The 18,913-nt window shown below is 63.2% G+C and carries 14 protein-coding genes; 4 read left to right on the forward strand and 10 right to left on the reverse strand.

Annotation, left to right across the window (positions count from 1 at the left end; translation table 11 throughout):
- Nucleotides 1-122: 122 nt before the first annotated feature.
- The 5 genes from BLS26_RS35490 to BLS26_RS35495 form a co-directional block, all read right to left on the reverse strand.
- Nucleotides 123-1,715, reverse strand: a complete 1,593-nt coding sequence (locus BLS26_RS35490; RefSeq protein ID WP_157676280.1) for a YadA-like family protein — start codon at nt 1,713-1,715, stop codon at nt 123-125.
- Between the two features lie 194 nt (nt 1,716-1,909).
- Nucleotides 1,910-3,034, reverse strand: a complete 1,125-nt coding sequence (locus BLS26_RS03860; protein WP_092508592.1) for a helix-turn-helix transcriptional regulator — start codon at nt 3,032-3,034, stop codon at nt 1,910-1,912.
- Between the two features lie 66 nt (nt 3,035-3,100).
- The gene (locus BLS26_RS03865) at nt 3,101-3,439 is read right to left on the reverse strand and encodes a pilus assembly protein N-terminal domain-containing protein (protein ID WP_092508594.1); all 339 of its coding nucleotides are present in this window, start codon (nt 3,437-3,439) and stop codon (nt 3,101-3,103) included.
- Between the two features lie 80 nt (nt 3,440-3,519).
- Nucleotides 3,520-4,716, reverse strand: a complete 1,197-nt coding sequence (locus BLS26_RS03870) for a cupin domain-containing protein (RefSeq protein WP_092508596.1) — start codon at nt 4,714-4,716, stop codon at nt 3,520-3,522.
- A 105-nt stretch (nt 4,717-4,821) separates the two neighbouring features.
- A complete protein-coding gene (locus BLS26_RS35495) occupies nt 4,822-4,971 on the reverse strand; it encodes a hypothetical protein (protein WP_157676281.1) in 150 nt (49 codons plus the stop codon).
- A 281-nt stretch (nt 4,972-5,252) separates the two neighbouring features.
- Here BLS26_RS35495 and BLS26_RS03875 point away from each other — a divergent pair, with 281 nt between their 5' ends.
- A complete protein-coding gene (locus tag BLS26_RS03875; RefSeq protein ID WP_092508598.1) occupies nt 5,253-8,327 on the forward strand; it encodes an AAA family ATPase in 3,075 nt (1,024 codons plus the stop codon).
- A 288-nt stretch (nt 8,328-8,615) separates the two neighbouring features.
- Here the strand turns inward: BLS26_RS03875 and BLS26_RS03880 are convergent, their stop codons facing one another.
- From BLS26_RS03880 to BLS26_RS03895, 3 genes are all read right to left on the reverse strand, one after another.
- Nucleotides 8,616-14,345 (reverse strand): autotransporter-associated beta strand repeat-containing protein, encoded by a 5,730-nt coding sequence (locus tag BLS26_RS03880; RefSeq protein ID WP_157676282.1) that lies wholly within the window; start codon nt 14,343-14,345, stop codon nt 8,616-8,618.
- A 62-nt stretch (nt 14,346-14,407) separates the two neighbouring features.
- The gene (locus BLS26_RS03890) at nt 14,408-14,620 is read right to left on the reverse strand and encodes a hypothetical protein (RefSeq protein WP_092508602.1); all 213 of its coding nucleotides are present in this window, start codon (nt 14,618-14,620) and stop codon (nt 14,408-14,410) included.
- Nucleotides 14,621-14,946: 326 nt separating this feature from the next.
- Entirely contained in the window at nt 14,947-15,855 is a 909-nt protein-coding gene (locus BLS26_RS03895) for a hypothetical protein (RefSeq protein WP_092508604.1), read from the reverse strand.
- A gap of 452 nt (nt 15,856-16,307) precedes the next feature.
- Between BLS26_RS03895 and BLS26_RS03900 the strand changes: the two genes are divergently transcribed.
- Complete coding sequence (locus tag BLS26_RS03900; RefSeq protein WP_092508606.1) at nt 16,308-16,646, forward strand: hypothetical protein; 339 nt, start codon at nt 16,308-16,310, stop codon at nt 16,644-16,646.
- Nucleotides 16,647-16,894: 248 nt separating this feature from the next.
- Nucleotides 16,895-17,185, forward strand: a complete 291-nt coding sequence (locus BLS26_RS35500; RefSeq protein WP_157676283.1) for a DUF1127 domain-containing protein — start codon at nt 16,895-16,897, stop codon at nt 17,183-17,185.
- 46 nt (nt 17,186-17,231) lie between these two features.
- Here BLS26_RS35500 and BLS26_RS35505 read toward each other — a convergent pair whose 3' ends face one another.
- On the reverse strand, nt 17,232-17,582 hold the full coding sequence (locus BLS26_RS35505) for a hypothetical protein (RefSeq protein ID WP_157676284.1): 351 nt from the start codon (nt 17,580-17,582) through the stop codon (nt 17,232-17,234).
- A gap of 73 nt (nt 17,583-17,655) precedes the next feature.
- Nucleotides 17,656-18,069 carry a nuclear transport factor 2 family protein gene (locus BLS26_RS03915; RefSeq protein WP_092508612.1) on the reverse strand — a complete coding sequence of 138 codons (414 nt, stop codon included), beginning with the start codon at nt 18,067-18,069 and terminating at the stop codon, nt 17,656-17,658.
- A gap of 47 nt (nt 18,070-18,116) precedes the next feature.
- Here BLS26_RS03915 and BLS26_RS03920 point away from each other — a divergent pair, with 47 nt between their 5' ends.
- Nucleotides 18,117-18,791, forward strand: a complete 675-nt coding sequence (locus tag BLS26_RS03920) for a LysR family substrate-binding domain-containing protein (protein WP_092508614.1) — start codon at nt 18,117-18,119, stop codon at nt 18,789-18,791.
- The last annotated feature ends 122 nt before the right edge of the window (nt 18,792-18,913 follow it).

Here is an 18,913-nt window from a genome sequence, read left to right on the forward strand (position 1 = left end):
TCCAATTTATTTTCTCTAAAGCGAATTTGCGCGCTGAAGCTGATGACACCTCGACCGCGAAAGCTGCCATCGTTGGTCGAGATCGCGAACTCCTTGCGAGGGGCGAGAGCTTCGGTGCCCCTTCAGTTGAGTGTGAACGACGCACCGGCGACGACCCCGTAATCGTTCACCTGCGGCGCGGATGTGAAAGCCGCATTGACGCGCCAGCGGTCCGAGACCGCGTAGCCGAGGCCCACCGCGACGCCCGACTGCCCCTTGTAGTTGGCGACGGCGGTCGCGATCGACGCTTTGCCGGGCCGCTGGTCGTATTGCAGGCCGGTGGCGGCGAGTGCCAGCGCGGTCCCCGAACGTGCTTCGCGCTGATTGTTGGTGACCTCAGCCTGCAGTCCCGCGAATTGGGATTGGAAGCCCGAGGTCAGGCCTGAGAGCTGGCCGACATTGACGGCGTCGGTCGGGCTGATGCCGGCGGCCACGTTGGTGAGCCGTCGCTCGTTGCCGGGCGTGCCGAACGACACCGTGTTGGCCAGCGTCGCCACCGATCCGGAACCGATCGCGACCGAGTTCATCGCCAGTGCCACGGCGCCCTGGCCGATCGCCGTCGCGCCGGCCGCGATGGCTCGGCTGCCCTGGCCGATCGCAGTCGTGGCGTCGCCATTGGCCAGGCTACCCTGACCATAGGCGCTCGCCGTCGCGCCGTTGGCGAGGCTGCCTTGGCCCATCGCCGTGGCGCTGGTGCCGGTCGCCGTGCTGGACTCGCCCGCCGCGGTAGCGTTGGCGCCAGTTGCGGAGCTGTTCGAGCCGGTCGCGCTCGCGAACTCACCCGTCGCACTGCTGAACGTTCCAGTCGCGGTTGCGTTGGTGCCGTTCGCCGCGCTGAACGCACCTGACGCGGTGGCGGCGTCGCCGACCGCGCTGCTGCTCGCCCCCGTGGCGGTCGCATTTACGCCGGTGGCTGTGCTGTTCACGCCGGTCGCGGTAGCGTTGGCGCCATTCGCCGCACTCCCCACGCCAGTGGCAGTCGCCCGGTCGCCGGTCGCGGTGCTGCCCGAGCCGGTAGCGGTGGCGAAGGTGCCAACCGCGCTGCTGTTCACACCCGTCGCGGTCGCGTCCTCACCGGTCGCGAGGCTGTGCTGGCCGGTCGCGGTCGCATTGGTGCCATTCGCGCTGCTGGCGGCGCCGGTTGCCGTGGCGTTGTCGCCAATCGCGAAGTTGTTCGAACCGGTCGCGGTCGCATTGAGGCCCGTCGCGGTACTGTCCCAGCCGAACGCGGTGGCGCTGGTACCATTGGCACGGCTGTTCTGCCCGGTTGCGGAGGCGTTGGTACCCAGCGCAAAACTGTTTTCGCCTATCGCGGTCGCGTTGGTGCCGTTCGCGTTGCTGTTCGCACCATAGGCGGTCGCGTTTGTTCCCGAGGCGATGTTGCCAGCGCCAGCAGCGGTCGCAGCGTCGCCCAATGCAGTCGCGCCGGCGCCGAAGGCGGTTGCGCTGGTTCCGAGCGTGCTGGCACCGGAGCCAACCGCCGTCGCAAAACCCGAGGGAGCGCTGATGACGCCGCCGCCGGCCGCGTAGTCGGCGGCCGCGGCGAAGTCGCAGCCAACAGAGACCATCGCCGCAACGCCCGCGGCCAAGGCGAGGCTACGTAATATTCCGCCGGAGACGGCGTTCCCCGCGATCACAGCGAGATTGAATCCTCGGCAGATGCGTCCTGATTCCATTGTATTACGCCCCGGTCTTCTTTTATTTCTCGTTTCAGACTGTGTGGGACGAAGGCTTGCCGCACATCAGCCGTTCGGCCTACGCCGGCGCCAACTTCATGCGCAGCGGAGGCCGATATTGCTATTCTGAAGCTGCCGCCGGCAGTTTTCCGGAACGTGTTGCCCAATTGCTTCAGACGCGAGGGCGCGCGCGATCATGTCTCGCCGTCTGCTTCACGATTGCGCTGAAGCATCAAACGGACGAGTTCGGCCTGGCGGTGCGTTCCGGTCTTCTCGAAAATCCGGGCAAGATGGGTGCGGCCGGTGGATCGCGAGATCTGCAACCGGTCCGCGGCCGCCTGGATTCCTGCGCCGGCCACGATCTCGCCGGCGAAGGCCGCTTCCGCTGCCGTCAGACCGAATCCCCGCTGAAGCCACGCGATTGGCGACCTGGCGTTGCGGTCAGGGTCGGTGACGAACAGGATCGCTACCGGACGTCCCGTCGTCGAGAACAGCGGCGCTTCTGAGCGAAGCCGCGCCACCTGCAACGAGAGCGGAGCCCGGTCTGGTCCACGCGACAGCCGCAGCGAACCGCCGCTGCCTGCCTCGGCTCCGTGGCGGGCGCACCCGGCAACGAGCGCGTGCAGAAGCACCGTGTCAGCGGCCAGATAGGCACCGAGAACGCCCTCGGTAACGCGCAGGCCGTCACCGCCCGCAAGCAGACGCTCGGCTTTCTGACTGGCGAATACCACGCCAACGGCCTCATTCACGAGAAGCGCGCCCTGCTCCAGCCGATTCAAGGCCTCGGCGGACGCCTCGCTCCTGATCACAAGATCGGCGAGCCTGGTATTGAGCTGCACGGCCCGTTGCAGATGCGGAGCAAGACGCTGGAAAAGTTGGATATGTTCCGTATCGAACTCATCCTGCCTGTACGTGGCGATGACGGTCTGCCGCCCCTGCTCGACGAGGGCGACCACGGTGAGCATCGATCCGAGGCGCTGCGGCGCGAGGAAATCGTTATAAAATTCGGTGCGGACAAGTTCGCTTTTCGGCATGATCATAGCGTCGGTCTGGATGATTCCAGCCGGCGCCGGGGCCGCCCGTTGCCACCACGGATTCACGCCGTGATAGTGGCTGCAATAGCTTTCGTAATAGGCCGGATCGCATTGAGGTGCGAGGCTCCAGGACTCGCCCGGACTTACGCCTTGCCGCGTGAGCACGGTGGTGTGCGAGGCGCAAACGCTGGAAATGAGACGAAGGGCATCCGGCCAACGGTTGACGTCGGCTGCCGCATCGTAAATCGCGTCGATCAAAGCGGCGAACGTACTCTCGTCAATCATGTCTCGGCCCGCCCCCCCCCCGCAAGCGGGCCTGAGCAGTTCGTCCACTCATCTGAAGAGCCGTTTTCATTCACAATCCGGCTGGTCCTGATACGCGATCCGGATTGTGCCTGCGTTGCAAACCAGGACGCCGATATTGGTGATCGCAATGCTTCTCTCATCGACAAAGATGATGTTTGTCGCTCCCAGGCTCAGCGGTTCGAGAATGACGGAGCGGTCGTTTCGCGTGCGAACATTCACGACACTCTGATCGCCTATCAGCACGGTCTTGAACGGCTTCTCAAGCGCGAGCGACGACCCGGTTCCGAGCCTCAGGGTGATCGTCTGATCCGCGGCCCAGGCAGCGGAAACCGTAATCAGCAAGAGTGCTACCTCAACGAAGCAAGCCCGAAGCAATTTGGTCATTGTCAATCCGCCGATCTCAGGCGTTGTCCGTGCGATCTTGCAAAACTCCGGTCGGCCGGATTTCGGCCGAGCAGACCGCGTCAAGTCGCGGTACTCGGTACGGAAATCACCATTCGTTTCCTGTTGAAGTTGGCGACGGCCCCTTCGGGGATGCCGAAATTGTTCGCGAGCAGATGTCGCGGCGCCTTGGCCAGCCAATCGGACAGCGAGCTTTCGTGATAGGTGCCGCTGTCCAGCACGCCGACAATTTCGACGTCGTCCGCACCGATGTTTTGGATCGAGTGGCCGCAACCGCGGGGTATGTAAGCGCACTCGCCCGGCGAAAGCTCGGCCACAGCGACACGCTTGTCGGGCGCGAACAGCGTGACCCGGGTTCGCCCCTTCAATACGTAGTGCCATTCATTGGCGTCGGTGTGCCAATGCGGCTCGTGCATCGCACCGCGCTTCAATTTCAGAACCATTCCCGTCAACGTCGTCGACATCGGAAAGTCCTTTGAAGACGCGATGTAGAGCGCGCCTCCAGGCGTGCTCACTCTCGGCTTCTGCGCCATCATGGCGTGGCGGTGGGTTCGTGCGCGGTCCAACTCGCGGGCGGAACGCGCCTGCGGACCATCGAGAGCCAGCACCTCGCCCTGCATGATGTAGGTCTCAGCCTTGGGGATCTGTGCGAAAGCCTCATCCGAGACGCCGAATGCCTGCGAAAGTGTCTTTGTGTCGTAACGGCTCATCCAGTCGCTGATGCCGAACGTGCCGTGTTCCGCATACAGCCCATCGTCAAACGCAAGGATTGCGTGACACGGCGACGGGCCGAGGGTCTGGATGGCGTGGCCGTGGCCTTTGGGGAAGTACCAGAGATCACCCGGCCCAAGATTGACGACCTCGGCCACGCCCTCGGGGTCGACCACCGTCACCTGGCAATGGCCGTCGACGATGTAGGCCCACTCGGCTGAATTGTGCCAATGCATCTCACGCGCACCGCCCGCATTCATGAACAGATGCGCGCCGGCGATATCGGTGGCGATGGGCAGCCCGCGCATGGTGACTTCACGTGCCCACCCCCCGGATGTTGCCTTGATCGGCCCCTTGTCGAGCGAGGCCGTAAAGACCACGGGATCACCGGATTTGCGCGGAATCGTCTTCAGATATTCCGATGCGGCGGAAACGTCGTATCCGGCTGCATGTCCGTCGTTTCCGACGGCAAAGGATTGCGAGGCCGCGAAGGTACCGGCGCCAAGGGCGATCGACTGAAGGATGATGCGGCGATTGGCTTCAAACATGATGCGCCCTCCGATTTTCGTTGTGATTCGAAAAGCCTGGAACCTGGCGCAGCGCGAGATAGCGGGAACGAAGCTAAAACTGGTCGCGCGTCGCGCCCGATAATTTCAGAGCCATACGCCCTGCACACCGGTGCAGACCGCAATCAGCGACACCAGCACTCCGATGCCGGAGAACAGGACGATTGCGCGAAAATCATCGCTTAAAAGTTCTGCCGGCTCTTCTAGTTTGGCGACCATTCTGATGAATGTGGGCATGGCATCCTCGCATTGTTGTTGTTTTCGCCAACGCGAACACTAATGGCGAAGTATCACTCGTGCTTCCCGTCGACTTGGACGCCGCCGTTCACAGGCTGTCCGACCCAGGAGCACGTATTCGACACCGACACTCTTGGGTTGTTGGGACACGGCACGACCCGCCGCACAACTTTCCGTCCTAACTCAGTCTTTCCGCCCTAATTCCGTCCTTGCATGCTACATTCGTAGATGGTCCGATATCCTCAAAACGGTCTCAAAGTTTCTCAAAAATTGGATAGACCATGCCGTCGCACGATCAGGGGCTATACGGTTTCGGTCCGTTCCGATTGGATCCTGGCCGGCGCGTTCTGACCCGCGGCGGCGTCGCGGTCGCACTCACGCCGAAAGTGTTCGACACGTTGCTGTACCTGGTCGAGAATCCCGACCGCTTGATCGGCAAGGACGAAATTCTGGGTGCGGTCTGGGCGGGCCGGATCGTCGAAGAAGGCAATATCAGCCAGACCATCTTCACGCTGCGCAAGGCGCTGGGCGGCGCCGGCGCTCCGGTGCCTTTCATCGTCACGGTGCCGGGACGCGGTTATCGCTTCACTCCGGCCGCCGGCGCCGCGGTTTCGGTTGCAGCGCCGCGCCCCAACTGGCGGGTCGGCCGCGAAGCCGCGCTCGAGACGCTGGACCGTTTGATGCAGCGGGTTCTGGGCGGCGATCGGCAAGTGGTTTTCATCACTGGCGAGGCCGGAATCGGCAAGACGACGCTGGTCGAAATGGCGCAGGAACGCCTGTCGCGCTTCGGCGCCGGCGTGTTGTGGGGGCGCTGCACCGAGCTTTTCGGCGCGGACGAGGCCTTCCTGCCGCTCATCGAGGCGCTGGAGGAACGCTGCCGCGGCGAAGATGGACCGCTCGTCCTCAAGGCGCTGCGTGCCCATGCCCCGACCTGGCTGGCGCAGATGCCGGCGTTTCTCGACGACAACGATCGCGTCATTTTCCGCAATGAAATTTTCGGTGCCACGCGGGAGCGGATGCTGCGGGAGTTCTGCGATCTCGTGGAAGTGCTGGGTTCGGAACGTCCCTGGGTCATCGTGCTGGAAGATCTGCACTGGAGCGACTTTGCGACCCTGGACGTGTTGTCGCGCCTGGCGCGGCGGGGTCGCAAGGCATCGGTGCTGGTGATGGCGACCTATCGTCCGGCCGAATTGACGGCGGGCGTACATCCGGTGCGGACCGTGCATGACGATCTGCAGATCCATCATTATTGCTCCGGGCTTGCTCTCGACCGGCTCTCCTTGGCCGATGTCAGGCAGTATCTGGCGCAGCGGTTCGGCGCTCCCGAACTGGCCGAGGTGCTGGCCGAACGGGTGTTCCAGCGCACATTGGGGCAGCCGCTCTTTCTGGTGTCGGTGGTCGACGATCTGGTCGCCCGCGGCGCGATCCGCGACGTCGACAGGCAATGGCGGCTGGCGGCGGATGACGCCATTTCCCGAGGCGATATCCCGCACGAATTGCGCGTCATGATCGGCCGCCGGATCAATCGTCTGGGGTCCGACGAGCAGCAACTGCTCGAGATCGCCAGCGCGGCCGGCGCGCAATTTTCCGCAAGTATCGTTGCCGGTGCCATCGAGCGCAATGTTCTGGAGGTCGAACGCGCCTTCGATGCCATGGCGCGGCACGGTGACATCCTGTCGACCGCCGGCGCATCGGAATGGCCGGATGGGACGGTTTCAGGAGTGTTCGCCTTCCAGCACGCGCTCTATCAGGAAGTCCTCTATCAGCGCCTCACCCCTGGACTTCGGGTGGAGACCCACCGCCGCCTCGGCGAGACGCTGGAGCAGGGATATCTTGGTCAGACCGCGGAAATCGCCTCGGTGCTGGCGCTGCATTTCCTCGAGGGCCATGCGTTCGGCAAAGCCGTGCGCTATCTCACCCAGACCGCGGCCATTTCCGCGACGCGATTCGGCAATCGGGAAGCCGTGAATTATCTGACCCGCGCCCTGGACGTCGTGGAGCAGGTCGCCGACGAGAGCCAACCGATGCTGCGGATCGAGCTTTTGCAGAAGCGCGGCTGGGTGCGGCGTTCGGAAGGCGATTTCGTCGGTTCGCTTGAAGACCTCAACCGCATGATTTCCTGCGCCGCGGACATCGATCAGCTTCGCCTCGAGGTCCTTGGGCTGATCGATCTCAGCCGGTTCAGCCTGCTGTTTCTGGATCGGCGGCAAAGCCTCCCGGCCGCCGAACGGGCGGTGACCAGAAGTCAGGCGCTCAATGACGACGTTTTCCAGGCTTTGGTCCGGGGCAATAAAGCCATCGTCAATCTTCAACTCAAGGGCTGGAGCGAAGAAGACGCCGACGTCTGTCGTCAGGCGATCAAGGTCATCGGCGAAACGCGCGACCCCAGGCTGTTGCTCCGGCGCGACGGGATCGAAAGTGTGCTGAAATATCTGAGTTCGGACTACCGTGATTGCTGTGTCGCAGCGACCCATGCCAGGGAACTGGGCCAGGAAACCGGCGACGTATTCCTGTTTGCGCTCTACAGCGCGATTGCCTCCTCCGCACGTCTGCACCTTGGCCAGTGGCGTCTGATGCTAGGCGGCGCTGCGGCAGCGCTGGCGAAGGCCGAAAAAAATGCCAACGCTCTGGCCACCATTGTATCCCGCCTGATGGTCGCCATGCTGCATGTCGAGGCGCTGGATTTTGAAGGCGCCCGAAAGCATTGCGAACAAACCCACGATGTCGGATTCGAGACCAGTCCCTGGGTGTTCTTCTTGCGCCGGGCCGTGCTGGCGAAAGCGTGCCTCGGTCTGCGGGATTACCAGGCGGCATGGGCGCAATTGAATGCCGTCGTCCAGAAAACCGAAGTCGAGGGGAACGACATGGATTCCCTCTTCTACCCGTATTTTTGCAACAGCCTTTGCGAATACTTTCTCGAAACCGGCGATCTGGCCCAGGCGCAAAAGCGAGCGATGCAACTTTACGCCTTTACGTCCCGGGCGCCGGATCGAAATTACCTGGCGCTGGCCCATCGCCTGCTGGCCAGAATCGCGTTCGTCACCGGGGATTTTGCGGTGGCCAAGCGGCAGTTGTCTGCTGCCCTTGCTCTGGTCGGGAACGCCGAATTGCCGCTCGCCGCCTGGAAGGTCTATGGTACGGCCGCGGCGCTCTACGGCGAGATGGGCGATCACGACAAGGCCGACGATTATCGGCGGCGCGGTGCGGCGGTCGTGCAAACCCTGGCGGCGGATCTGGATCCAGGCGAGGCGTTGCGGTCGATCCTTCTCGCCGGCTTCGAGGCCGAGAGCGCGCGACTGTCACCGACGGAGAGCGGACGACTGACTGTCCCGAGAGGGCTGTCAGGACACGCTTGACCGGATGGTTTGCGTGCACAGCAACTGAGTTGTCAGCATGAAATCCGACCGTCTCGCCAAGTCTTTGAAAAGGCTGGAGCGGGTGAAGGGAATCGAACCCTCGTATTCAGCTTGGAAGTCTCGAAATATTGTCGTGTTTTCAGCGGCCGTTCTGACATTTTCGGTGTTTTTGGCCCATTGAGACCATTACAGAATTTCTCGTTGTCAGAATGGCGGTTGCGAGTCCCATGGCCGCAGAACATTTGGCTCGCCCCTCAAGGCAGGCCTCCGCGGCTCCAGAAGCGGGCGTCACCAGGCGTAGCGCAGCGCGCCCTTGCCGGCGTAGGAGCGCGTCACGTTGGAGAACTCGCCTTCGAAGGTTGCTGCGGCGGACCAGCCGTTCAGCCATTTCATTTCGGCCGATGCAGTGGTCAGCGCGGAGTCGCTGGCCTGCCGGGCGCCGTTGACGACAAAGCTCGCGCCGGGCAGCGTCTGGAAGGTGGCGCCGACCGCGCGGTCCGGATTGAAGTCGTGCGCCCAGGCGGCGCGGCCGCGCAGGGTAAGGACGGCGTTCTGCATCGCATAGGATTTGTCGGTGCGGATGCCAAGCTCGCTGCGGGCATCGGTAACGTTCCTGGCGCCATAGGCCAGCGCGAAGGTGTTGGCGCCGGTGAGAACAGACTCCGCATAGGCCGGCAGATCGAAGGTGGTAAACTGACCGGCCGCGTAGGGGGTGATGCCGATACCGCCGATCCATGGCGCGACGAAGCGATAGCCGCCCTCGACACGGCCCGACCAGGCATTGGCGTTGAAGTGTGCCTGCAACTGATCGATTCCTGCGATGGTCACCGTACGGTTGGTGGTGATGTCCTGCCAACCGTAGGCCAGCGCGCCGGAGATGTAGGCTGCACCCACAGTGTGCTTGACGAACGCACCGGCCTGGAACAGGTCGGAGCGTCCGGTACCGCCATTGGCGACACTGAAATTGGTGCCGCCGCCAGCCAGCGCAAAGCCCAGGATGGTGCGCGGCGACAACAGATAGTCTGCGCCCACGGCGGTTCCGAACACCCGGCTGGTGGCGGTGTTCGATCCCAGCGGACCGTTGCCATCGGTGGTCTGCGAGCCGCCGAAGCCCGCCGCCCACACGCTCCAGTGCGGATCGTAAACGGTGTTCTTCATCGGGGCCTTGCGATAGATCGCGGCATAGGCGGCACGCTCGTTCTTACTGCGCCGCTTGCCATCGGCCGCGTAGGCGCTGGCATCGCCGTCTTCCGCGTAGGGCGTAGCACCCGGCGCCGGTGCCGGAGCATCGCCGCGGCCGTCGATGAACGGATCGAGCAACAAGCCCATGAACTGGTTCATCGCATTGAACGTGGTCTGCTGCGAACCAACAGCCGTTTCGCCGGAAGCTTGCGTGAGCGCGGCATTGAGGTTGCCGCCGGTCAGTGCGAACAGCGCATTAAAGCCGGTAGGCAGCGCGCCGCCGGCAAGCACCGCGTTGTCGATCGCCGCCGCAACCTTTTGCTGATTGGCATTGGGGGAAACGAGCAACGGCGTCAGCAGCCCCGGACCCAGCGTCAGCAGCACATCGCCACCGACATAGCTCAGCCGCGGGTTGGAGGCGAGGCCGCCGCTGCTGAGGATAACGGACTGAAACGTTCCGGTCCGGGCCGAGGAGGCCAGGATGGTATAGGTCGTGGTGGCCAACAGACGGGTGGACAACTGAACCCCGACGGTACCCGCCAGCGTCGCGGTGCCGGTCACACTGGAAAACGTCGAGGTTGATTGGTTGACCTGCACCAGATAGAGCGCGCCAGACTGGAAGGCGAGACTGCCGGCGATCATCATCGATGACCCCGGCGTGCCGTTGCCGGGGGCGAAGGTGCCGCCGGTGACGTTCAATCCCGCGACCGATCCCGTGCCGGTCAGCATGCCGCCGGTGAGGGTCGCGCCGCCATTCAGCGCGCCGTTGTTCGTCGTGGTCCCGGCGCTGTTGGTGAGCATCCCCGAGACCGTGGCGCCGGTCGCGTTGGTGAACGATCCGGAATTGGCGATCGTGCCGGTCCAGGTCATGTTGTTGGTCAGCGTTCCCGTGTTGCTGGCGACATTGGCGACATAAATGCTGTTGTTGATGACGGACCCGGCATTGTTGAGATCGTCGTGGACGGTGCCGTTGTTGGTGATGCTGCCGCCGGCGTTGTTGGCGATGCCGCCGGCGGTGGCATTCAGCGTACCGCCGCTTGCGACCGTCACGACGCCGCCGTTGGTGAGCATCCCCTGCAAGGTGTAGGCGCCGGAAGCGCCGATCGCGATGGTGGCGCCATTGGCGTTGGCGAAGGTGCTATTGCCCGTTACCGTGCCGCCGACATTGAACTGGCCGTTGGCGTTGTTGGCGACCGCGCCATTGATCGCGCCGCCGTTGGCATTGACGGTCGCGTTGTTGGTGAGACCACCCGACACCGTTCCCGCGCTGGTGAAGGTCGCGTTGTTGACAACGCCACCCGCAAGGCCCGCGCCGGTGTTGAGCGCCAGCGTCCCGGCCGAGACGGTCGTCAGACCTGTATAGGTGTTGGCATTGGTCAGGGTGAAGGTGCCGGAGCCGGTCTTGGTGAAACCGCCGCCACTGCCGCTCATGACGCCTGAAAATGTCGTTGAGCTGTTGTTGCCCCCGGCGGTGAGGGTCGCGGCGCCGAGCGATACGTTGCCGCTGCCGGCAAGCGAGGCAATGGTCTGGTTGAAGCCGCCGGCGTTGAGGATGCCCCCGGTCGCCAGCGTGACCGCGCTGGTGGCGCTGAAGCTGTTAGCCGCACCGCCAAGCCAGGTCGCGCCATTGTTGATCGTGGTCGTGCCGCTATAACTATTGGTACCCGTCAGCGTGGTGGTGCCGCCATTGGCGACAAAGCTGGCGCTCCCCGCGATGCCGTTGACGCTGCCGCCGGTCGAGGTCACCGCGCCCGTCAGCGTGCCGTTCCGCAGCGTGCCGCCCGACAAAGTGACTGCGTTGATGGTTTCGGCGAAGGTGCCGAGGTCGAGGGTGCTGCCGGTATTGATGGTGGTGGCGCTGGTGGCGGAGAACGTGTTCGTTGCCCCCGCCAGCAGCGTGCCGGCGTTGATCGTCGTGGTGCCGCTGTAAGTGTTGCTTCCCGACAGCGTGAAGGTGCCGGTTCCGGTCTTGACCAGAGCGGTGGTGCCGCCGCCATTCTGAATCACCCCGGAAAATGTCGTGGAGGTGTTGTCGGCGCCGGTGGTCAGGGTTGCCGCCCCGCTGCTGTTGGTCACCGTTCCAGAACCGGCCAGCGAGCCGATCGACTGGTTGAACCCGCCAAGCTGGAGCGTGCCGCCGCTACTGACCGTGGTGGCGCTGGCGGCGCTGAAACTGTTGGCCGCACCGCCAAGCCAGGTCGCGCCGTTGTTGACAACAGTCGTGCCGCTATAACCGTTGCTGCCCGTCAGCGTCGTGGTGCCGCCATTGGCGGTAAAGTTGGCGGTCCCGGCGATGCCGTTGACGCTGCCGCCGGTTGAGGTCACCGCACCCGTCAGCGCGCCGTTCCGCAAGGTGCCGCCGGCCAGCGATACCGAGTTGATGGTTTGGGCGAAGGTGCCGAGATCGAGGATGCCGCCGGTATTGATCTTGGTGGCGCTGGTGGCGGAAAACGCATTGTTTGCGCCGGCCGCTAACGTTCCAGCGTTGATGGTCGTGGTGCCGCTGTAGGTATTGGCGCCCGACAGCGTAAACGTGCCGGATCCGGTCTTGACCAGAGCGGTCGTGCCGCTGCCATCCTGAATGACTCCGGAAAATGTCGTGGAGGCGTTGTTGCCGCCGGTGGTCAGGGCAACCGCCACCCCGCCGCCGTTGGTCATCGTGCCAGAACCGGCGAGCGCGCCGATGGACTGGTTGAAACCACCGAGATCGAGCGTGGCGCCGGTGTTGACCGCGTGGGTGCTGTTGGCGGAGAACGCGTTCGCGGCCCCTCCCAGCAGCGTGCCGGCGTTGATCGTCGTGGTGCCGCTGTAAGTGTTGTTTCCAGATAGCGCGAGCGTTCCGGTCCCGGTCTTGGTCAGGCCCCCAGGGGTGCCACCACTGTCGGTGATGCCGCCCAACAGCGCGAGCGTGCCGGTGTCGACCTGAATCGTGCCGCCGCCGGTGCCAAGCCCGACGGCCCGGGCTGACGAGAAGCCGGCGGTTGTCTCCAGGATGCCGCCGGTAAAGGTAAGACCGCCGGTAGCCGCGCCAAGGTTGGCGTTCGACGAGGCGGCAATCGTGCCTCCGCCGAAAGTGGTACCGCCCGTGTAGGTGTTGGCGCCCGTCAGCGTGAGGGTGCCCGATCCAGTCTTGACCAGAGCGGTCGTGCCGCTGCCATCTTGAATCACCCCGGAAAATGTTGTGGAGGCGTTGTTGCCGCCGGTGGTCAGGGTTACCGCCCCACCGCTGCCGTTGGTCACCGTTCCAGAACCGGCGAGCGCGCCGATCGACTGGTTGAAACCACCGAGATCGAGCGTGGCGCCGGTGTTGACCGCGTGGGTGCTGTTGGCGGAGAACGCGTTCGCGGCCCCTCCCAGCAACGTGCCGGTGCTGATCGTCGTGGTGCCACTGTAGGTGTTGGTACCCGACAGCGCGAGCGTTCCGGTCCCGATCTTGGTCAGGCCTCCAGGCGTGACGCCGCTGTCGGTGATGCCGCCCGACAGCGCCAGCGTGCCGGTGTCGACCTGAATCGTACCGCCGCCGGTGCCAAGCCCGACGGCCCGGGCTGACGAGAAGCCGGCAGTTGCCTCCAGGGTGCCACCGGTGAAGGTTAGACCGCCGGTAGCTGCGCCAAGGTTGGCGTTCGACGAGACGGCAATGGTGCCGCCGCCGAAGACGGTGCCGCCCGTGTAGGTGTTGGTGCCGGTGAGCGTCAGGGTGCCCGCGCCATGCTTCGCCACCGACCCCGGGCCGGTAATGGTGTTGGCGAGCGTTACATTGGTCGGCTGCACGAAATCGACCGAGCCCGTGACGCCGATATTGCCGCCGAGGCTCCATCCCGTCTGCAGCGTCAGGGTATTGGCGCCGCCTGTAAAGTTTAGGGCGTTGGCCTGAGTCACGCCGTCGCCGGCAAGGCCTCCGTTGACGGCGCCGCTCAACGTGACAGCCAGATTGGAGCCGGAGATGCCGGCGCCGCCCGCCCCGTTCTGGGAGCCTACGCCGCCTGGGGGAGGGAGGGAAGCAAGCCCCCCGGCGCCGCCCTGGATGGTGCCGCTGCTGGTGACGGTGATGGTCAGGCCGGAGCCGGCGACGCCGGCGCCACCGGCGCCTGCCGGACCGTTCACGGACCCAACGCCCCCGCCGGTCCCGGAAGCCCCGCCAATACCGCCCTGAATGGTTCCGCTATTGGTCAGCGTTGTCCCTGACGCGCCGAAAAACGCGCCGATACCACCATTGCCGCCGCCTCCATTGCCTCCGCCGAAACCGGCGGCATTACCGCCAGCGCCTCCATTACCACCCTGTATCGTGCTGCTATTGGTGTTGACAGAATTTGACGTGATGAAAGCGCCATAACCGCCTTCGCCGCCGCCGCCGCCGCCGGCTGACGCAGAGGGGTTGGGGTTGCCGCCCTGCCCCCCCGTTCCACCGGTAAGCGTTGTACTGTTGTTGATCGACGTTCCCGTGAAGCCGTGGGCGCCGCCGCCGCCGCCGCCGCCGGCTGCGTTAGTATTGGCGGCATCGCCGCCGGCGCTGCCATTACTCCCGGCAGTCACACCGCCGGCGCCGCCTGTGCCACCCGCGCCGAAGGCAGTAGATCCCCCATCTCCGCCATTGCCGCCGCCGGCGCCGCCGCCGCCGCCGGCAGTGGCGTTGTTCGGCCCGGATGCTGGTGTCCCGGGAGCGCCGTTCCCGGCGTTACCGCCATCGGCTGGCCCTGTTCCGCCCTGGCCGCCGGGAGCGTTGAGAGCTCCGCCGCCGCCAACGCCCCCGGCGGCCATTGCCGCCGTCGGCAAAACTGCCAACGCGCCGAGCGACAGTATCGTTGCCAGCGCGAGGCCGGTGAACCGCGAAGACACGCGATTCGGCATAGTCCGGCAGTTCGGATCGCGAAGGACAGCCACGGGTCGCGGTTTGACATCTACCATTTGGTGCCACCGGCGGCATTTGCCTGCGTGATGGCGTCCCGTAGCGAGCCGGGGCCGCTGTCGTTGGTGTTCGTTACCGTGAAACTGGCCGCAAGGGCCGGATTCGACAGGGCGATGGTTCCGGCCAGCGTGATCGCCAGCCAAAGAATAAGGAGGCGCGACCGCACGCCGACGGCCGCAATAAGCCCGAACCGCTTCCACACCACGCCAAAACCCCCACCCACTGAACGACAGACTAAAAGCGGAAATTCGAGAAGCGTACAGTCCTCAGGGGGTGAAACAAATTGCGTGGATCGCCAAAGGTTTGCGGGTGTACCTGCAGAGCAACAGAATCGCTCGTGGCAGCCGACAATATGGGCACAACTTGAAAGTGCACGGGCGCCATCGTTCCAGATCGGGAATTCGCGCCGCTCCGACCCAAGCGTAAGAGCCTTATGGTGCGTCCCCGGACGATGCTTCGCATCGCCTTGAGAACCCTGATGCCACAGGAGAGGCGCGATGATTCAAGTTCACAGGAAAATGCGCTGGCGATTTATCGTGTCGAGGCTGAATTGCCCGCCAGTTTCTTCAATGCGATCTGAAACATCAGATCGTGCCCGGACATGCTGTCGGCGGTGAAACGGTCGAAGACCTGCATCACGGCAGGCGTCAGTTGCACCAATTGCCCGCCATGGCCGGACAGCAGGACGAAGCCGGCGCGTTCGGCCTCGAGCAAAACCTCGCGCACATGGGTCCGCGATACGCCAAACCGCGCCCCGATATCGGCGTAGGAAAGCCCGATCGCGGAAACGTCCCCCGCGGCGTGGGTCATCTGGATCAGCTTGATGAGAATCATCACGCCGGCATCGCGGCCGAGGAACAGCATGATGCCGGGATTGCTCGCCAGGATGCTGGCGCCGTGGCCGAGGAAATCCATGCAGACCAGTCGTTGCGCCATTTGAAGCGACCGATCGCGCTGAATGATCGGCGCGTATCCCGCGTCGGGGAACAGGACATGCAATGGCAGATAATGCGCGGCCAGCCAGTCCAGATCCTGGTCAATCATTAGCTCGGTGGGGGTGAGGATACGCACGCGGCGGTCCTGCTTTGAGGGGACCATTTCAAGAAAGCCGCTATGCACGAGGCGGGCGATCAGCGCCTCCACGCGGCGGGGACTGGATACCCCGAATTGAAGCATCGATTCCTTGAGACGGGCCGAGGTCGGCCAGGTCGACCGATCAGCCTCGTCGTAACGGGCATGCATGCACATGATGTTGCCGAAGGTGACGTAGCGGCCGGCTTCAAGCAGCAGCCGGGTCAGAAACGGATCGCCCTCGTAAAGGGCGAGCACCGCATCGACGAAAGCGATCCGCGCCGGCACGAAACGCGGATGCGCCAGAATCTCCTCCGAGGAGCGATATTTGACGTTGGCCAGGGGCGAAGGAGAATCGGTATCGTGCATCAAGTTCCATCCGGCAGGCGCGCAAGTCTGGTCTGGGCGATGAGACAAGCACTACAGCGCTGCGCGGGATCCACAATGGCAGCCGCTTAATTTTTGCGGGAGTTCCACAGGCAAACGTCGGACCCAATTCGAGTCCATTCAGAAATATAAAAATCTAAAGCATTGAGATTGCTTGGTATTGCTGTCGGCATGCCGCGCTGATTTCGGAGCGGCGGAGCCGATCAGAAATTGGGGGTACCGATTTCACGTAGGATTCCCCAGTCCGTCCCGGCGGTTAGACCGAGACGGAGAGCGCCCCTCCGAGCTCGATGGCCGGGTGCGCCTTCTGACGCCCACACCCAAGATGATGGCGCTCGACCGGGAGTGGCTGGTCTACAACTACGTGCCGTTGCATGCGATGTTTCCGGACAGCTATTCCGAGCCGATCGCGCGGGATCCCGCTCCTCAAGCTGATGCAGAGGGTTGGGCCGACCGGCGAGACAGCACCGCTTGAGCTTTCTTATTCCGATGCCGGCGCCCGCATCGGCGTATCGCGCACCCACGTACGAAAACTCCTGAACGAAGCACAAGACCGCGGGCTGGTCCGCCTGACCAGAGGTGCCAGCCAACTCGTGGAACCGAAGCCGGCCCTCGTGAAGGCCTTTGACCGCTTCCTCGCCAACAGCATGGCCGGCCATGATCTCATCTACAATCTGGCGCTGGCGAGCCGTGTCGAGATGGACACGAAAAATTGGCCGCGAATGTCCGGACACGCCAAACCATCGTGCAAGGTGGATTGTGGAGCACTATGAAGAACTGGAGGCGTGAGGCCCGACCTAATTTCGCGCTCACCACGGCGTCCGCCGAGATTTCGGGTTAGGATTTTTACACCAACTTTTCCGTCTCACGAATCCACGCAAAATGTTCCGTTGGTCCGGTTGAACATCCCGCCTATCCAGACGGACACACAACGGATTGCGTCGCTTCGGATCCGAGTGAAAAGCCGATCCGATCGACCGACATCCACGCCGACGCGCGCGCCGATCGTCGCACGCGTATTTTGAACGAACTTGATATTGCATCTGGAAAGATTGGAAACGCAGTGTCTCAATTTGCTTCTCTCCTCGCAGGATATCCTAGGCGATCGCTGTTCACGGCGGGTGGTTTACGTCTTCCCACCATTTTCCGACTGCCGCTGATTTGGGCGGAGCGCGCTCGTTTCAGGGCAAGGCTGCGGGAGGATCTCAAGAACGATCCCTATCTCCTGCGTGACGTCGGCATTAGGGTGTGTGACGCGCAAGCTGAAGCGGCGCGTTTTTTCTGGGAGCCGGTCTTGCTTAAGAACGACTGACCCAATTCGCATCGAGACGGGCGGGGCCGCTGCCGAGTAACAGATTTTAGAGCCCCTCCGCGAAGATGCGCCCATGTGTTCGGCGAGGTGTCGTCGTAACCTTATCTGCCTCTTGCAGCACATCTTCACCTGAAAACAGTGACATCCTGCTCTTAAGTGAATAAAGGTTCACTAGACCGGTCGAGTTCTCAAGCTTGTTTACCATCGCGTCGCTATAGGCCGACGCGGCCTCATGCATGAAATCTCCGAAGAGCCTTTCTCGGCGCGCACGTTCATTTGAGTGACGCTGAATTTTGTGTTGGTAGCTTTGATTAAGCCACGTCGTCGCAAAAGTTGCGAGCCCGCCTATGCTTGATCCGGCAAGCGCCGCTAATGCGGAAATATACGCACCGTCCATAACTTTCGATCCACGTTCCTGTGCGGTTCGCTCGCGTCCACGATGACAATTTTCCGGCCCGCTGCCGGAACATTCATGACATCGCACGCTCTTCCAGCCAATCGACATAGAGCAAACGCTCTGCGAACAGCCAGATGCCGTCCATCTTCACGAAGGTGTCGACATAGCGGAGAGCGGCAATCATCAAACGCCGGTTCTTACCGTCGATCGAGAGGTGGTGGGGCATGCAATAAGTTTCCCCCGTGGCTCGGTCGCCGGTCAGCGTTAGGATCGTCGTCTGTCCAAGGAAGTGCATGGTTGCGGCGTACTGGTTCAGGTCGGCAAACACCGGAGCGAGCGCCTCGCGCGAGTGCAGCTCCTGTGAAGGCGTCGGATCCTTGGCGTTCATATACACCACGAAGTGGGTATCTGCCGTGAAGAGGGACATCTGACCTTTCGCGTCGCGACGGTCCGCGCAATGTGCGTAGGCCTCGACGAGCTCTCTGATGGCGAGGCGATGCCAGACGCATCCTGCAAGAGGTAAACGAGGCGGCTATGCGCGCCGCCCAGGTGGCTCGCGGTCTCTCAGGGACGCTGCGTGTCGGGTTCTCGGAAAATGCATCCTGGCGCGGCGTTGTTCCGGATTCTTTCCGGCGATTCCGGGAGCGGCAACCCGATGCGAAACTGCAACTTCAGCCAGCGGCGAGTTTGGTGCAGCTTGAAGCCATAAGATCTGGCCGTTTGGATGCCGGGTTCGTCAATTTCATGCCAAAATCCGATCCGGAATTGGACCAACTTCGCGTCGCGATACAGCATATCGAGCTGGCCGTCCCCAAAAGACATCCTCTCACGAAGCTCAAGAAACTGCGCCTACGGGACCTCACGGATGTACCGTTTGTATGGTTTCCAAGGTGGGCAAGCCCGGCGTTCTACGACCGCCTGATGCGCGAGTGTTACCGTGGCGGTTTGAAGTCTCCCCGCATCATTCAGGAGGGACTGAACGAGGCAACAATCCTCAGTCTCGTGGCGACCGGTTTGGGCGTCGGGTGGGTGCTTGGAACCGCACGCTGGCGGTCTCCCGACACGATTGTCATCTTACCCGTGGTCGATTTGGACATGCCTCTGGCGCTGGCTCTTGCGTGGCGCAGAGACAATACCTCTCCTCTACTCGCAAATTTCATTAGCGAGGTACAGCGCTTGCCTGGGGTTCGAGCGGTCAATAAAGGGTGAGGCCCTTCGGGTTTTTGCCGTGATGGACGTTTCGCCGTTATCGCCGGGTCGAAATCCGACCCGTTGCATAATTATCGGAGGGCTGATGTTTTCCGGTTGCGGTTCAACTTCAGTTCCGGAGC

The sequence above is a fragment of the Afipia sp. GAS231 genome (assembly GCF_900103365.1).
Taxonomy (GTDB): Bacteria; Pseudomonadota; Alphaproteobacteria; order Rhizobiales; family Xanthobacteraceae; genus Bradyrhizobium.

Excerpts from the sequence above, each read along its gene's own strand:
- BLS26_RS03875 (WP_092508598.1), top strand. The coding sequence starts at position 5,253 with ATGCCGTCGCACGATCAGGGGCTATACGGTTTCGGTCCGTTCCGATTG.
- BLS26_RS35495 (WP_157676281.1), bottom strand. The coding sequence starts at position 4,971 with ATGCCCACATTCATCAGAATGGTCGCCAAACTAGAAGAGCCGGCAGAA.
- BLS26_RS03895 (WP_092508604.1), bottom strand. The coding sequence starts at position 15,855 with ATGCACGATACCGATTCTCCTTCGCCCCTGGCCAACGTCAAATATCGC.
- BLS26_RS03920 (WP_092508614.1), top strand. The coding sequence starts at position 18,117 with ATGCGCGCCGCCCAGGTGGCTCGCGGTCTCTCAGGGACGCTGCGTGTC.
- BLS26_RS35505 (WP_157676284.1), bottom strand. The coding sequence starts at position 17,582 with ATGGACGGTGCGTATATTTCCGCATTAGCGGCGCTTGCCGGATCAAGC.
- BLS26_RS03865 (WP_092508594.1), bottom strand. The coding sequence starts at position 3,439 with ATGACCAAATTGCTTCGGGCTTGCTTCGTTGAGGTAGCACTCTTGCTG.
- BLS26_RS35490 (WP_157676280.1), bottom strand. The coding sequence starts at position 1,715 with ATGGAATCAGGACGCATCTGCCGAGGATTCAATCTCGCTGTGATCGCG.
- BLS26_RS03900 (WP_092508606.1), top strand. The coding sequence starts at position 16,308 with ATGCAGAGGGTTGGGCCGACCGGCGAGACAGCACCGCTTGAGCTTTCT.
- BLS26_RS03870 (WP_092508596.1), bottom strand. The coding sequence starts at position 4,716 with ATGTTTGAAGCCAATCGCCGCATCATCCTTCAGTCGATCGCCCTTGGC.
- BLS26_RS03860 (WP_092508592.1), bottom strand. The coding sequence starts at position 3,034 with ATGATTGACGAGAGTACGTTCGCCGCTTTGATCGACGCGATTTACGAT.